The sequence below is a fragment of the Candidatus Abyssobacteria bacterium SURF_5 genome (assembly GCA_003598085.1).
In the GTDB taxonomy this organism is placed as follows: Bacteria; Abyssobacteria; SURF-5; order SURF-5; family SURF-5; genus SURF-5.
The window spans coordinates 32,420-46,534 of sequence record QZKU01000091.1; the positions used below are offsets into that span (position 1 = coordinate 32,420).

17 protein-coding genes are annotated in these 14,115 nt (G+C 55.9%); 11 read left to right on the forward strand and 6 right to left on the reverse strand.

Annotation, left to right across the window (positions count from 1 at the left end; genetic code table 11):
* Window positions 1-255 precede the first annotated feature (255 nt).
* Complete coding sequence (locus C4520_13100; protein ID RJP19381.1) at window positions 256-768, reverse strand: hypothetical protein; 513 nt, start codon at window positions 766-768, stop codon at window positions 256-258.
* 63 nt (window positions 769-831) lie between these two features.
* On the opposite strand from C4520_13100, the gene C4520_13105 reads away from it, so the two are divergent.
* Window positions 832-1,296: a hypothetical protein gene (locus C4520_13105; GenBank protein RJP19382.1), complete on the forward strand. Its 465-nt coding sequence runs from the start codon at window positions 832-834 to the stop codon at window positions 1,294-1,296.
* A gap of 207 nt (window positions 1,297-1,503) precedes the next feature.
* On the opposite strand, the gene C4520_13110 is transcribed toward C4520_13105, so the two are convergent.
* Genes C4520_13110 through C4520_13130 form a run of 5 tightly spaced genes read right to left on the reverse strand, consistent with a single transcriptional unit; the run spans window position 1,504 to window position 6,246 of the window.
* Complete coding sequence (locus C4520_13110; GenBank protein RJP19383.1) at window positions 1,504-2,217, reverse strand: ABC transporter ATP-binding protein; 714 nt, start codon at window positions 2,215-2,217, stop codon at window positions 1,504-1,506.
* Window positions 2,204-2,995, reverse strand: coding sequence for an ABC transporter ATP-binding protein (locus tag C4520_13115; protein RJP19397.1), 792 nt, complete (start codon window positions 2,993-2,995; stop codon window positions 2,204-2,206). The genes C4520_13110 and C4520_13115 overlap by 14 nt, the downstream gene beginning before the upstream one ends.
* A complete protein-coding gene (locus C4520_13120) occupies window positions 2,964-4,166 on the reverse strand; it encodes a branched-chain amino acid ABC transporter permease (protein ID RJP19384.1) in 1,203 nt (400 codons plus the stop codon). The genes C4520_13115 and C4520_13120 overlap by 32 nt, the downstream gene beginning before the upstream one ends.
* Window positions 4,167-4,169: 3 nt before the next feature.
* Window positions 4,170-5,096 carry a branched-chain amino acid ABC transporter permease gene (locus C4520_13125; GenBank protein RJP19385.1) on the reverse strand — a complete coding sequence of 309 codons (927 nt, stop codon included), beginning with the start codon at window positions 5,094-5,096 and terminating at the stop codon, window positions 4,170-4,172.
* A gap of 1 nt (window position 5,097) precedes the next feature.
* The gene (locus tag C4520_13130; GenBank protein RJP19386.1) at window positions 5,098-6,246 is read right to left on the reverse strand and encodes a branched-chain amino acid ABC transporter substrate-binding protein; all 1,149 of its coding nucleotides are present in this window, start codon (window positions 6,244-6,246) and stop codon (window positions 5,098-5,100) included.
* Window positions 6,247-6,527: 281 nt separating this feature from the next.
* Here C4520_13130 and C4520_13135 point away from each other — a divergent pair, with 281 nt between their 5' ends.
* The 10 genes from C4520_13135 to C4520_13180 all read left to right on the forward strand — a co-directional run bounded on the left by C4520_13135 (window position 6,528) and on the right by C4520_13180 (window position 13,860).
* Window positions 6,528-7,679 carry an SGNH/GDSL hydrolase family protein gene (locus C4520_13135; protein ID RJP19387.1) on the forward strand — a complete coding sequence of 384 codons (1,152 nt, stop codon included), beginning with the start codon at window positions 6,528-6,530 and terminating at the stop codon, window positions 7,677-7,679.
* A gap of 207 nt (window positions 7,680-7,886) precedes the next feature.
* Window positions 7,887-8,027: a 50S ribosomal protein L34 gene (locus C4520_13140; protein ID RJP19388.1), complete on the forward strand. Its 141-nt coding sequence runs from the start codon at window positions 7,887-7,889 to the stop codon at window positions 8,025-8,027.
* Between the two features lie 14 nt (window positions 8,028-8,041).
* The gene (gene rnpA, locus C4520_13145; protein ID RJP19389.1) at window positions 8,042-8,389 is read left to right on the forward strand and encodes a ribonuclease P protein component; all 348 of its coding nucleotides are present in this window, start codon (window positions 8,042-8,044) and stop codon (window positions 8,387-8,389) included.
* Window positions 8,386-8,598: a membrane protein insertion efficiency factor YidD gene (gene yidD, locus C4520_13150; GenBank protein ID RJP19390.1), complete on the forward strand. Its 213-nt coding sequence runs from the start codon at window positions 8,386-8,388 to the stop codon at window positions 8,596-8,598. Before rnpA ends, yidD begins: the two co-directional genes overlap by 4 nt.
* Before the next feature lie 66 nt (window positions 8,599-8,664).
* The gene (locus C4520_13155) at window positions 8,665-10,509 is read left to right on the forward strand and encodes a membrane protein insertase YidC (protein ID RJP19391.1); all 1,845 of its coding nucleotides are present in this window, start codon (window positions 8,665-8,667) and stop codon (window positions 10,507-10,509) included.
* A 27-nt stretch (window positions 10,510-10,536) separates the two neighbouring features.
* Window positions 10,537-11,271, forward strand: a complete 735-nt coding sequence (locus C4520_13160) for a protein jag (GenBank protein ID RJP19392.1) — start codon at window positions 10,537-10,539, stop codon at window positions 11,269-11,271.
* A 105-nt stretch (window positions 11,272-11,376) separates the two neighbouring features.
* Window positions 11,377-12,759, forward strand: a complete 1,383-nt coding sequence (mnmE, locus tag C4520_13165) for a tRNA uridine-5-carboxymethylaminomethyl(34) synthesis GTPase MnmE (GenBank protein ID RJP19393.1) — start codon at window positions 11,377-11,379, stop codon at window positions 12,757-12,759.
* 127 nt (window positions 12,760-12,886) lie between these two features.
* Window positions 12,887-13,132, forward strand: coding sequence for a DUF433 domain-containing protein (locus C4520_13170; protein RJP19394.1), 246 nt, complete (start codon window positions 12,887-12,889; stop codon window positions 13,130-13,132).
* A complete protein-coding gene (locus C4520_13175; GenBank protein ID RJP19395.1) occupies window positions 13,132-13,512 on the forward strand; it encodes a hypothetical protein in 381 nt (126 codons plus the stop codon). The genes C4520_13170 and C4520_13175 overlap by 1 nt, the downstream gene beginning before the upstream one ends.
* Window positions 13,513-13,638: 126 nt before the next feature.
* Complete coding sequence (locus C4520_13180; protein RJP19396.1) at window positions 13,639-13,860, forward strand: hypothetical protein; 222 nt, start codon at window positions 13,639-13,641, stop codon at window positions 13,858-13,860.
* Window positions 13,861-14,115 lie beyond the last annotated feature (255 nt).

Sequence of the window (14,115 nt, forward strand, 5' to 3'; positions counted from 1 at the left end):
GTTTGCACACAGCGACCCAACAGCCATCTTCTGGCTCTCCTGGCTGTTGTTTGGGCTGCTGCTCCTCCCAAGGATTCTTGAGGAATTCAGGTGGCATCCGGCCGGCGGGAATGTCGACCCATTTCAGCTTCTCGTCCGCAACATCCTGGACGTGTTGGCACTTTTAGCGGGCTGGCCGCTCTGGAAGACGCTGCGGAAAGAAAAACATTCTTCAATTCGCCAGTCTGTAGTTACTGTAATGGGTTATCTGCCGATTCAAGTCCTGTTTCTCCTGCCCTTCTTCACTGCCGCCGCCACCATAGAACTTGGCACAAATCGGGAAATAGGAAGGCAAGTCTTCATAATGGGCCTGGCCGTATCATCTTTTTTTGGAGGATGCTGGATTGGTTTCAAGAAGACCAGACTCACATTACTGTGGCTCCTCCTTGGATTTCTCTTCTTCTGGGTTCCTTTCACTATTGAAGGAATAAGCTGGAATCTCATGGCACCCGTCAAATCTCTACCATACATCAAAGCTCTATTCTTATTTGCCTGCGTTGCTGCGGGGGGATATTTCGGACGGTGGATAGCATCTCCCTTACCGCCGTCATCTACTCTCTGAACATTCGTATCTTTCCATCTTTCGCTCGCCGTTCTTGCCTCAGCCTCCTGCACCAGGGGGCTGAAAGGGAGGAACTGTGGAACGTGCGACAATCGCTTCACTTGCGCAGGCAACTTCTTCACTCTGAGTGGAAAAGGAAAGAATAGATTCTGCGGAAAATGCTTCATCTTGATTATGAGGAAATCTGTCCCCCAACCTCTTTTTCCTTCTGAGATCAAGGAGGACTTAGTTTGACATTACCCGGAGAACCAAAACCGTCGCGAGAAGGCAAGGCACGCACGACGGCCGTTCTCGGGATGCTGAACATCCTCTACGGTCTCGGACTGATCTCTCTGCAAATGTTGCCGTTCATGATCATAAAATTATTTCCGCCGCGACAGCCGCTCGATTTTCATTTGTCGCCCTTCACGTGGAGGTCTGCCTTTTCGATAATGTTCATTATCGGCGGATTAGGACTTCTTTCTTTTATGCGATGGGGGCGCATTCTATCGGGTTTTGCTGCTATTGGTACAATCATCACAAGCATATTTTCCCTCGTGCAATCCTCACTGGGCGCATTGCAGGAGCCAGACGTGGCTCAGCCTCTGCTTGGAATTTTAATTGCAGCATTTCTTATGGCCATTCTCCTGATTTACCCGGTCATTCTTCTTATTCTCCTTCGACGCGGTTACATTTGGGCGCGTTTGGAAAAATGAAAAACCTCCGTTTCCTCTGTTTGCTCCTGTGGATGTGTCTTTTGCGGCAAAAGTTTGCGCGATCCCGGATCAAGTCCGGGACGGCGTCTATCTCTCTTCGTCGGCATGCATCAGGCGAGGCGCCTGACCACGCGAGTGCGCGTGACAGGCAAGGAGAGGCGGTTCCTGATTGATTCGTTCGGGTTCGTGGTCGGAGCTTCCTTCTATCTACCCGCCCAAATAGGCGGAACGGATTTCTTCGCTGTTGAGGAGGTCCGAGCCGGTGCCGGAGGAAACGATCTGGCCGGTCTGCATGACGTAGCCGCGCGCGGCTATCGAGAGCGCCATCTGCGCGTTCTGCTCGACGAGCAGGATCGAGGCGCCGCTTCGATTGATCGACTGGATGATCTCGAATATCTGGTCCACCAGGACGGGCGAAAGCCCCATCGACGGCTCGTCCATCAGCAACAGCTTCGGCCGGGTCATCAGCGCGCGCCCGATCGCCAGCATCTGTTGTTCGCCGCCGCTCAGCGTTCCGCCCGACTGCCGCCGCCGCTCCTTCAGTCGCGGGAAAATCTCATAGACTCGTTCGAGCTCGGGGCGCAGTTTGGCGAGGGCCTGCTTTCGGCTGAAACCCCCGATCTGCAGGTTCTCCTCGACCGAGAGCTTCGGGAAAATGCGCCGGCCTTCGGGAACCGTGGATATCCCCCGCGCGACCACCTGCGATGAAGGCAATCCGTCAATCCGCTCCTGCTGAAACGTGATGGAGCCGGTCTGCGGCGGCACCAGCCCGAGGATCGTCTTCATGGTGGTGCTTTTGCCGGCGCCGTTACTGCCGAGAAGGCAGACGATCTCGCCGGCTTCGACGCGCAGGGACACATCGTGCAGGATTCGGGTGAGCCCGTATGACGCAGTCACTTGTTTCAATTCAAGCAGAGACATGTTTTTTCCCGAGGTACGCCTCGATTACCAGTTCGTTGGCGCGAACCTCTTCGAATGAGCCTTCGGCGATTTTGCGGCCGTAGTCGAACGCGATCACCCGGTCGGACAGTCCCTTTACCATCATCATGTCGTGCTCGATCACCATCAGCGTGTATCCCATATCGCGCAGGCGCTTCAAGTCGTCGATGAACTCCCTGCGCTCGTGCGGATTCATTCCCGCTGAAGGCTCATCGAGCAGCACCAGTTTGGGCCGGCTGGCGAGCGCCCGCACCACCTCGAGGCGTTTTTGATATGCATAAGGGATCGCTTTTGCCGGCTCGTTCATCACCGGCGCGAGCTGCGACCGGAAGACCGCCAGCAACCGCTTCGCCTCCTCGACAACGTTTTGTTCTTCCGCGCGCGCCCGTTTCGTTTGCAATACGGCATCGAGCGGACCGGAGCGCGTGCGGCAGTGCATTCCGACCATGACGTTCTCGATCACGGACATGTTTGCGAAGAGGCGGATATTCTGAAACGTGCGGGCGATGCCGACAGCTGTCACCCGGTGCGGTTTCATCTTCTTGATATTTGCAGGCGCCCGGCCGGACGGATTGAACAGGATATCGCCTTCGTCGGGCTGATAGATGCCGGAGACGAGGTTGAACAGCGTTGTCTTGCCCGATCCGTTCGGCCCGATGATGCTGAGAATCTCGTTCGGCTCGACGTGCAAGTCGATCTGATCGAGCGCCTTCAGCCCGCCGAACCATTTACTTAAGCGACAGACTTGCAGCAGCGGCACGTTCCGGTTCATTTTCGGTTTCCAGTAGCTCCTGTTTGCGCCGCCTGCTCGGGATGAGTCCCTCGGGGCGGAAGATCATCATTGCGATCAATGCCGCGCCGAACAGCAGCATGCGTATCTGCTGAAATTCGCGCAGCTTTTCCGGCAGAACGACGAGAACGGCCGCGCCGACGATCACGCCGGGAATGCTGCCCATCCCGCCGAGCACCACCATGCAGACGATCATGGCCGACTCCATGAAAGTGAAACTCATCGGATCGACGAAGGTCATGAGGCTGGAGTAGATGACGCCCGCCATCCCCGCGAAACTGGCGCCGATGCCGAATCCGAGCAGTTTGAGGGCGGTCACGTTGATGCCCGAGCTTGCGGCGGCGAGTTCGTCCTCGCGAATGGCGATCCATGCGCGCCCGATGCGCGAATGGTTAAGTCGATGGGCGGCGACGGCGATTCCGATCGCGAGAAGCAGGATGAGGTAATAGAACGTTGCGACCCGCGGCAAATAGAGGGGCCCCAGCGCGATTCCCATATCGAATGAATACGGCCCGAACGCGGGAGACGGGATATCGGAGATCCCCTTCGGCCCGTTTGTGACCGACTCCCAGTTGTTCAGGATGATCCGCACGATCTGCCCGAAGCCGAGAGTCACAATGGCGAGATAATCGCCGCGCAGCCTGAGCGTGGGGCTTCCGAGCAGCAGTCCGAACAATCCGGCAAGAAGACCCGCAGACGGCAGGATGACCCAGAACATCCAGCGGGCATCGGGATAATTGCGGAAAAAGATGGCCGACACGTAAGCTCCGATCGCGTAGAATGCGACGTATCCGAGGTCAAGGAGCCCGGCCGACCCGACCGTGATATTGAGTCCGAGCGCCAGGCAGACGTAGATGCCGACCAGCACGGCGACATGAATCCAATACACATTTCCCAGAAGCGTGAAGACGATGGGATAAGCGACGCAGCACGTCAGGATGGTCAAATGATACGTGCGCGCGTTTTCGGTGATAATCTCCCTGAGGCGGGAAGTCAATCCGCGGCGCGAGACAAAATAAACGGCGGCGACAGTGGCGATGAGGAAAACGGCGAAAATCAGCGGGGGCCGGATCGAGAGTCCGACTACTATCAATAGGAATGCGCCGGCAACCGGCGCTATGGCCCCAAGTCTTTTGAACATGATCTACACTTTTTCAGCAACCCGCTCGCCCAGCAGGCCCGACGGCTTGAAGATGAGCACCGCGATCAGCAGCGCAAACGCAATAACGTCTTTATAATCGAAGGCTTCGGGCACTCCCAGAGAGGAAAGGGCCGCCACAAGCAATGTCTCGCTCAGTCCGAGGATCAATCCGCCGAGCATCGCTCCGCGCAGGCTGCCGATTCCGCCTAGGACCGCGGCGGCGAAGGCCTTGATCCCGATAATGAAGCCCATGTCGAACTTGATGCCGCCGTAATACAGGCCATTCATGATTCCGCCCGCGGCCGCGAGCGCCGATCCGATCAGGAACGTCAGGCGGATCACCTGGTTGGCGTCGATACCCATCATCAGGGATCCCTCGAGGTCTTGCGCAATCGCGCGCATGGCCTGGCCAAGCCGCGTCCTTTGCACCAGCAGATCGAGGCCCACCATCAACGCTAGGCTTGCCGCCAAAATGAGCACCTGTATGTTATCGATGATGACTCCCGCGATATCGAAGCCGCCGTGCACGCTGCGAGGGAACGGCTGCATGTCGCGGCTATACAAGAGCATGACCATGTTCTGCAGGAAGATCGACATTCCCACCGCGGACAGGAGCAGGGTGATCCGCGGCGAGTGGCGCAGCGGCCGGTACGCGATTCTCTCGATTGCGATGCCGGCGAAACCGGTGATTGCCATCGAGCCGACAAACGCCAACCCGAGCGCGATGGCGGAGCTGCCGACCCCGATCCGCGCCGCCAGATGCAGGATTGTCAAACCCAGGAATGCGCCCAGCATGAAGACTTCGCCGTGCGCAAAGTTGATAAGCTGGATGACCCCGTACACCATCGTATAGCCGAGGGCGACAAGGGCATACATGCCGCCGAGGGTCAGCCCGTTCACGAGTTGCTGAAAAAAAGCGGTTGGGCTCATGCTACTCGTTGAGGCTCATAGTCTTGAAAGGGACGAATTTGCCTTCGGTAACACGATAGAGGGTAATGAGCTGATTACGAGTGTCGCCCTTCTCGTCAAAGGATGTGCGACCGATAACGCCGTCGTGCTCGGTTTTGCGCACCTCTTCGAGAAGGAGGGCCTTGTCGGGACGGCCGTTGCGCTCGATGACGCGCGCGAGAGCGCTCAACAGGATGTTTGCAACATCATACGCATACGGGCCGTAATTCTGGATTTTCGTGCCGAAGCGCTGCTCGTATTTCCGCATAAAATCATCGGCTTGCGACAGTTCCGTCAGAGGAGCGCCGACCATGCTGATGATTGCGCCTTCGGTCTCGGCGCCGCCCGCATCGATGAAGTCCTGTCCGAACACGCCGTCGTCGCTGATGAACTGCTGGTCCATTTGCAGGGCGCGCATCTGGGCAACGATCAGGCCCGCCTCATCGTACATGCCGCCGAAATAAACAACGTCCGGCCTCTGATCTTTTATCTTGGTCAGCAGCGCCCGGAAATCCTTCTCGCCGACGTCGATGCCGTCGAAGCTTACAACCTGCAACCCCAGTTTGGCAGCGGTATCCCGGACGACCTCGGCCAATCCCATGCCGTATTGCGTCTTGTCATGGATAACGGCGACCCGGCTGTACCCCAGGTCCCTGATGCAGCGGCCGGTTATCTCTCCCTGTACGAGATCGGTGCTGCATATGCGGAATATTTCCGGAAATCCCTGGAGTGTGATCTGCGGGTTCGTTGTCGCCCCGCTTATGGCAACGACCCCCGTGCTGTGGTAGATTTTCGAAGCGGGCAAGAAGCAGCCGCTGTTCAAATGAGCGACCACGCCGAACACCAGCGGGTCCGACATCAGGGCATGTGCCGCTGAGACGGCCTGTTTCGGGTCTGAGGCGTCATCTTTACTGTCCACAACGATTTTGTATCCGCCCATTTTATCCGCGGAATTCCATTCTTCGGCGGCCAGAATGACGGCATTATTCATTTCGTTTCCTGGCGCCGCCGCCGGACCGGTCAACGGAACAATCGCCCCGATCTTGACCACCTTCTGCGATGTGGAACCGCCGCAGGATAAAGGGGAAACGAAGAATAACAGAATGGTTACGAACCAAAAAAAAGTGCGCATTATGTTTTCTCCCGGAGGGCCGCCTCTGATTCAAGAACTTGGAAATAAGATATACCAACACGTCAAAAATATCAAGCAGTCTCAAGGGTTCTACTCTATTGCACAAGAAGAGAAAACTTCGGCTGACGGATGAAGAACGGCAGCCATTCCTTGACAAGAATCCCGATACTCCTATATATTCGCAAGTGAGACGGTTATCGATTGCTTTTGCTTTCGGGCGCATCGGCTTTCTTTTAAACCGATATCCCTATATTAATAATTGGTACCGCAAAGAGTGATGAATGAAGCTTTCTTTCCTCAACGTTCGATTTGATAAAGCCCTTCTTTTCTCCTCGCTTCAAGTGCTTCTGATCACGACGCTGCTCATTTTGTCGTTTGAAGGCGTGCTGCGGCTTTTTCTGCGGCTTCCTCGCGGGCGATTCGACTTCATTACTACGAGCAGTCAGGCCTTATATCCGCCAAATCAGACGATGGAGATGACATGGGGCGTCATTCCCTATACCGTAAAGAGCAATTCCCTCGGATTTCGCGGTGACGAGATTTCGTTCGCAAAACCTGAGGGCGCCGTCCGAATTGCGGCCGTGGGCGATTCGATGACGGATGGTTTTTTTGTGGATAACGACGCTACGTATCCGTATCTTCTCCAGCAAATCTTTCGAGAGAGACAGGGAAATGTGGAAGTCATAAATGCAGCGCATGGAGGAAGTTCCATCGACAAGGAATACTTCATCCTTCGCGAGGTCGTCCTGCCGCTCAAGCCGGACCTGGTGTTGCTGTTATTTGTGCCGAATGATATCTCCGATATCAAGGAACTGTCTCTGGATCAGTTGCTTTCTTATTCGCCCGAGCAGCCGCTGCGCAAGAGGATAGCCGATTGGTGCATAACGAAAACAGCTGCGGGCGAATGGGGTTATGACGCATATCTGCGGAGCATGAGCAGGTTTTACCGGACACATGAAAGAGAGCAGGAAAGCATCGACAAGAGCGACCGCTATGAGATTCCGGGAGGAGACGATTTCCAAAAGAACGTCGATATCTTTGTTGAGCGGTGGGGGCCGGTCGATAATCTTGTCCTAGCCGAGCCGGAATCGGCCCAGGTGAAGCGTGCGATTTCGAATTACGTGTCGATTCTCAGGATAATGGCCGACCTATGCAATCAGCAAGGCGCCCGGCTCGTTTTCATCTCTTTCCCTTCTTATGAACAGATATATGGATCGAGAGAGGATTCGTATGTTGCGGACCTTTTCAGAGAAGAATGCGACAAGCTGTCGGTGCCGTTTTTTGACCTGACGCAGGCTTTCAAGCAGCGCGGGCAGAATTCGGTTTTGCATCTGGCGCCGCTCGATTTCCATTTGAATCCCGAGGGGAACAGAGTTTTGGCCGAAGCGATAGCCGAATACTTGTTGGGAGCAGGTCTTCTGGAGCGAAATTGAATACATCGCAAGCTCGGCGGGCGCTTTCCGGCAGCCACTCGAAGCGGTCCATGAAAAAGCAAGAGATCGCATTTTCCGAAAACCGCGCGGGCTCGACAGCTTGACATGTTTCTCTTTCCTACAGTATAATATGTTGAAATAGCACTTTGTTTTACGAACGGCGGCGTCTGATCATGAAACCACGAACATAGAGAATAGGATTGACTTGTGAAGCGGACATACCAGCCATCAGGCCTTAAGAGAAAACGAACGCATGGATTTCGCGCCCGAATGGAAACCAAAGGAGGGCGAAGAGTTCTCAGCAGCAGAAGGCGCAAAGGCCGTGCGAGATTGACCGTCAGCGGCTGACGCCGCGGCCCGAAATGATCGAATATGGCTTTCCGAGAGCTCGACGGTTACACAAGCAACACGAATTCCAGAAGATATACCGCGCCGGGCACAGGGAAGCAAGCAGGTATTTGACAATTTATGCCTGTCCGGCAGAGGGCCGCAGGGGAAAGTTGGGCATCGTAGCCGGCAAGCGGTTGGGGAAGGCGGTTAAGCGTAATAAAATCCGACGGGCACTAAAAGAGATAGTCAGGCTCAACCAACACCGAATACTGGAAAAAAACGACCTGATAATCATCATCAAACCGCCCGCGCTTGACCTTCCGCACCACGAGCTGGCCGAACAGCTTTTTCAGTTGCTCCGGAAGAGCGGAGCTTTTTGATGCGTTTATTACTCATTCTTCTTATAAAGCTCTACCAGACATTTGTGTCTCCGCTTCTCCCGCCTGCTTGCCGCTTTTACCCGTCCTGCTCCGAATATGCGCTCGAGGCTGTCAGGAAGTATGGCGCGCTGAAAGGTTCTTATCTGACTGTTCGGAGGCTTCTCAGATGTCACCCCCTATGCGAAGGTGGAATCGATCCCGTGCCTTAAGCGCTTGCCGCGGCCGGACCTTGTGGAGAAGGAGTAGTATTTTTGGATAGAGAAACACAGCGAAATATGCTCATCGCGATCGTGCTGTCGCTGATTGTCATGATCGTGTGGAGCCGGTTTTTTGCGCCGAAGCCTCCGGCGCGGGAGGTCCCGCCCCAGCAGGCGATCGAGCGAGTCTATGACCAGCCCGCCGAGCCCCAAAATCCTCAAATCGAGTATCAGTCCGTTACGGAAGAAGTGTCCTCAGACCTCCTTGGTCAGGCGAGCGACGTCGTAGTGAAAACGCCGAACCTGGAGGCCACCTTCAGCACGCTGGGAGGCCATCTTGTTTCGTTGAAACTCCCGGAATTCGAATCGAAACGGGGCGGCAAAGTTGAGCTGGTCCCGCAAACAACGAGTCTGCAGAAACCGCTGGCTCTCGAGTTCCATGCCCCTGAATTCGGTGTCGATTCGGAAAAGTTCCTCTATAATCATGCCCTGTACGAGCCGACCGATTCCGCGCTCCAGCAGGTAGCGCAGCAGGCGCTTGAGGCCGCTGCAGGTGTTGGCTCCGCTTCCGGCGAGACCGAGGTGCGGCGACTGCTCGAGGAAACTCTGCCGAAGGGCCAGAATGACCCCGATTTGCGGTCGTTGGTCATAGCGGCGCTCAGCAATGAGTTGCCGGCGCAGGGTTCGGGCGAAGCGCTCGCGCAGCGGGCGCGAAGCCTGCAGGAAAGCAGCGTCCTGGTTTTCTCGCATCAGCTGTCGCCGGAGCTGAGGCTGATCAAGGGATTCGTTTTTGGACCGCAGCATTACTCGTTCGTCATGCATACCGTCTTCCAGAATACCGGACAGGCTGCGCTTTCGATTGGGAATGGGCGTTCGAGCTACTCGGTGATCTGGGCGCCGGGCCTGGAAAGTCCGGAGAAAACGCCGAAATCCGACGAGCTTGTCGGGGTGCACTTGGTGGGAAAGAATTTCGATCAGGAGACGGTAAGGAAACTGAAAAAGGAGGAAGAGTTTTCAGAGGAGCTGAAGTGGATCGGGCTGAAAAGAAAGTACTTCTTTGCGTCGCTTGAGCCTGCCGACACGGTGGTGAGCGCACGGATCGAGCCGCTCGGGGAAAAGGAGGAACTGGTAGGGATCAGCTTGAATATGCAGCCGCTGCAGGTTGAGCCAGACGGTCTGGCGGGCCACAGTGTCCGCATCTGCGCAGGGCCGATGCTCAAGGAAGTGCTCGACAGTTGCGGGTCCGGATACGGCCAGATACTGAATTTCGGGTTCTTCGACATCTTTGCCAAGATGCTGCTGGCGGCATTGCTGTGGTTTAATAAAGCCGTACAAAGCTACGGGCTCGCGATCATCCTGCTGACAATCGTGGTTCGATTGGCGTTGTTCCCGCTTAACCAGAAGAGCTACCGCTCAATGCGAGCGATGCAGTCGCTTCAGCCGAAGGTGAATGAGATCAGGGAGAAGTACAAGAAGAACCCGCAGGAAATGAACAAGAAGATGATGGAACTGTATCGGACGAACAAAGTCAATCCGATGGGGGGCTGCCTGCCGATCGCATTCCAGATGCCGATATTCATAGCGCTGTTCCAGGCGCTCAGGTACGCGGTCGAACTTCGCGGCGCCCGGTTCCTGTGGATGGTGGATCTCTCCGAGCCGGACAGGCTGTTCACCATCACGCAGCCATTCAATTTTTCGCTCAACCTTCTCCCTCTGCTGGTGATCGGGGCCATGGTGATACAGCAGAAGATGACCCCAATGGCCGGAGGCGGCCAAAGCGAGGCGCAGCAAAAAATGATGCAGTACATGCCGGTCATCTTCGGGTTCCTGTTCTACAGCATGCCGTCGGGACTCACCGTCTACTTTCTCGTCTCGACAGTACTCGGGCTGGTGCAGCAGTATTTCGTTCAAAAGGCGGCTTAGCAGCGCCCTGAAAGAAAGGAAGCACGTATGATATCAATTGAAGTTGAAGGAAAGACCCCGGAAGAAGCGATCAGGAAAGCACTTGAAGTGCTTGATACCACACGTGATAAGGTGCAGGTGGAAGTTATCGACGAAGGCAGCAAAGGCCTATTCGGGATGATCGGCAGCAAGCAGGCGAAAGTAAGGGCGACCCTTGTGGACTCGGATGACGTTGCGCCCGCCCAGCCCGCAACACCTGACTTCTCGCCAAGGGCGACCGTCACCGCTACTCTGCCTCCCCGCCCGATTGTCGAACAGCGATCGGTCGTTTCCGCTCCGCCGGGCTCGGCGAAACAGGTGCTCGAGGAGCTTCTCCATCATATGGGCTTTTCAGCCCGCATCACGGAAAAGGCGAGCGAGGATAAGATCGTTCTCTCGATTGAAGCAGGCGAGGACAGTAACATTCTGATTGGACGCCGCGGCAAGAATCTCGAGGGCCTGCAATACATAGTCAGCCGAATTTGCGCGAAGCGGGAAGACAACTCCAAACCGGTTCTCATCGATGTCGAAGGCTACCGGCAGCGCCGAAAAGAGATGATCGAGTCCATGGCGCGCCGGCTCGCGTCGAAGGCAAAAAGCTCACGGCGCGAGATGGAGACCGAACCGCTTTCCGCGGGCGAGCGGCGCCTCGTCCACATGGCGCTGAAGGATGACCACGAGGTACATACCCAGAGCCGCGGGGAAGGCCCGCTCAAAAATGTCGTGATCAAGCCGAAGCGATAACGCTCTCCTCGGAGCCGCCGAAAACCGGCTTCTTACAGGAAATCTATTGATGCGATACCCCGGGATCGATTACAGCGGTTCCGGGGCTCATTTTTTGGAAAAGACATGATTGACAATCAGACAATTTGCGCCGTCTCGACGCCACTGGGCCACAGCGGCATCGGGATCGTCAGGCTCAGCGGTCCCCAGGCCGTTGCGATCGCAGACCGACTGATCACAACGAGCGATGGGCGACCGCTCGCCCATCAACCTGATCGCCGGCTTGTGGTCGGGCGCGTGCTCGACGGCGTCTCCCTGGTGGATGAGGTGCTCGTGAGCGTGATGCGCGCGCCGCACAGCTACACGACCGAAGACGTGGTCGAAATAAATTGTCACGGCGGAATAATAGCCGTTCGCCGCACGCTGGAACTGGCGCTGCAAAACGGCGCACGGCTTGCCGAACCGGGTGAATTTACGCGGCGCGCCTTTTTAGGCGGAAGGATTGATCTGGCGCAGGCCGAAGCCGTGGCCGATCTCATTTCCGCAAAGACCGAAGCCGGACTCCGGGCCGCCGCAAGTCAGCTTCGCGGAAAACTGAGCGAGCGGATTCTGGGACTTCGCAACAGGCTGGCCGACTGCCTGGCGCATCTGGAGGCGACAATCGATTTTCCGGAGGACGAGGTTCCTCAACTCGAGGGAGGAAGCCTTTCGGCGCGCCTGCAGCAGATCAAACTCGAGATAGAGGAGCTTTTGCAGAATGCGCGTGGTGGCGTACTGTATCGCGACGGAGTATCGACTGTAATTGTCGGCAAGCCGAACGTCGGGAAATCGAGCATTTTGAACGCGATCCTTTCCGAGCCGCGTGCGATCGTGACCGAGGAACCCGGAACCACGCGCGATGTCATCGTTGAATCGGTAAACTTGCGGGGAATCGCTTTGCGCTTGTGCGATACAGCAGGCATCCGGGAGCCGGGCTGCACAATCGAGCGGCTCGGGGTTGAACGCAGCGAGCAGGCGATCGATGAAGCCGACCTGGTGCTGTTCGTCATCGATTCGGCGAACGCGCCAACCGCCGAGGACCAGCGGATTATCGCGAAGCTGCGGGAGAAGCCTCATGTGATCGTTGTCGCCAACAAGGCCGATCTGAAACCCGACGCCGATCTCGATCCGCTCGGCGCCCATCTGCCGGGCAGGCGCATAATTCGGACGTCGGCAACCGCCGGGGACGGCATCGAGGAACTCGAGCAGGCGATCTTCGACGAGGTAACGGAAGGAGCAGCCATCGCGCCCGAAGAGATACTGGTGACGCGGCTGAGACATCGGGCGGCTCTGGAAACAGCGCGGGCAGGGCTTGAAAATGCATTGCGCGCGCAGAAGGACAGGCTCTCTGTTGAATTTGTCGCGCTCGATGTGCGCGAAGCGCTCGATTCGCTCGGCGAGATCGTGGGCGCCGTGGTCACCGACGAATTGCTTGACAGGATTTTCGGAGAGTTCTGCATCGGGAAATAGGAGGGGGCGCCGGTAAGGTTTGAAATGATTCAATCACGGCGTTATAATGTCCTCAGAAGACGGAAGGCCTCAGGCTATCCCTTGAGAAGATAGGAGCCTGGATAGAATAGTCCTATGAAAGAAGGGAATCTTTATGAACCCCCTTTTGAAGCGCATTTCTATTGATTCGAACGTTTGCTTCGGCAAACCTTGCATTCGCGGGACACGAATATGGGTGTCTCTTATTTTGGATTTCCTGGCAGACGGAATGAAAGTTGAAGAGATACTCAAGGAATATCCGCAATTGACAGAGGAAGACATTCGCGCCGCCATTGCGTACGGAGCCGAGATGTCACGAGAACGTTACATTGAAATCCCGTCCGGGACGAAATGATGAAATTTAAGCTCGACGAGAACTTCGGTTCGCGAACGCAGGAACTCTTCATGGCTTCGGGACATGATGTACAGACGGTCAGGAGCCAAGGGCTGCAAGGCTGTGCAGACCAACGTCTATACGAGGTTTGCTGTCGCGAAGAGCGATGCCTCGTCACGCTGGACCTGGATTTCTCTGATGTGACGCATTTCCCTCCAACTGGTACCGCGGGTGTGGTTGTCATTCGAGTTCCTCGAAATCCAAGTCTCGCGCTGCTGGAACAATTGATTTTCCAGTTTCTCGATTCTCTTTCTCGCTTGGCAATAGAGAAAAGACTTTGGATAGTTGAAGTCGGCAGGATTCGAATACACGAGTCTGAAATGGACACGGGTGCCCGATGACCGCCGGATCCCGCGTCCCATAGTGCTTTCGTGGATCAATCCTTCCTCTTTTCAATCCGCAATCGTCTGACCCCAGACTTGCCACTCGGGGGGTGTTGAAAAACAATGGGGGCAACTTGAGGTCCAATTAAAGGTCCCGCAAGAAGCGCTTGCCGAGTTCTGCCGCGGCAATCGAATCAGAAAACCTCATTCTTCGGCTCGGTACTGCGCGAGGATTTCAGCTCGCATAGCGAGGTGGACGTGTTGGTGGGATTCGAGTCCGAAGCGAATGTGGGCTTCTTCGGGCTTTACGATATCGAGCAGGAGCTTTCGCGCATTCTCGGCGGTCGCAAGGAACCAGCAGTATGAGAACGAAGGAGGGAAACAAGTGGGTTCAGAAAAACAAGGAAGCTTTAACAAACTACCCAAGATTAAAACAGTTAAGGGCAAGCGCGGTAGATTTCGCTGTCATATCGTTCCGACGGGCATAGAAGGGCATTGGTGGAAGACAGTGCGCATGTGCGTCTCTGGTGTGCCAGGAAAAGCCTGGCTGACTTTATAATCTGAAACGTGATTATCCTGCTAATTGCTCGTACAGCAGGTAGCGAAGCGGGCGGCAAGCGG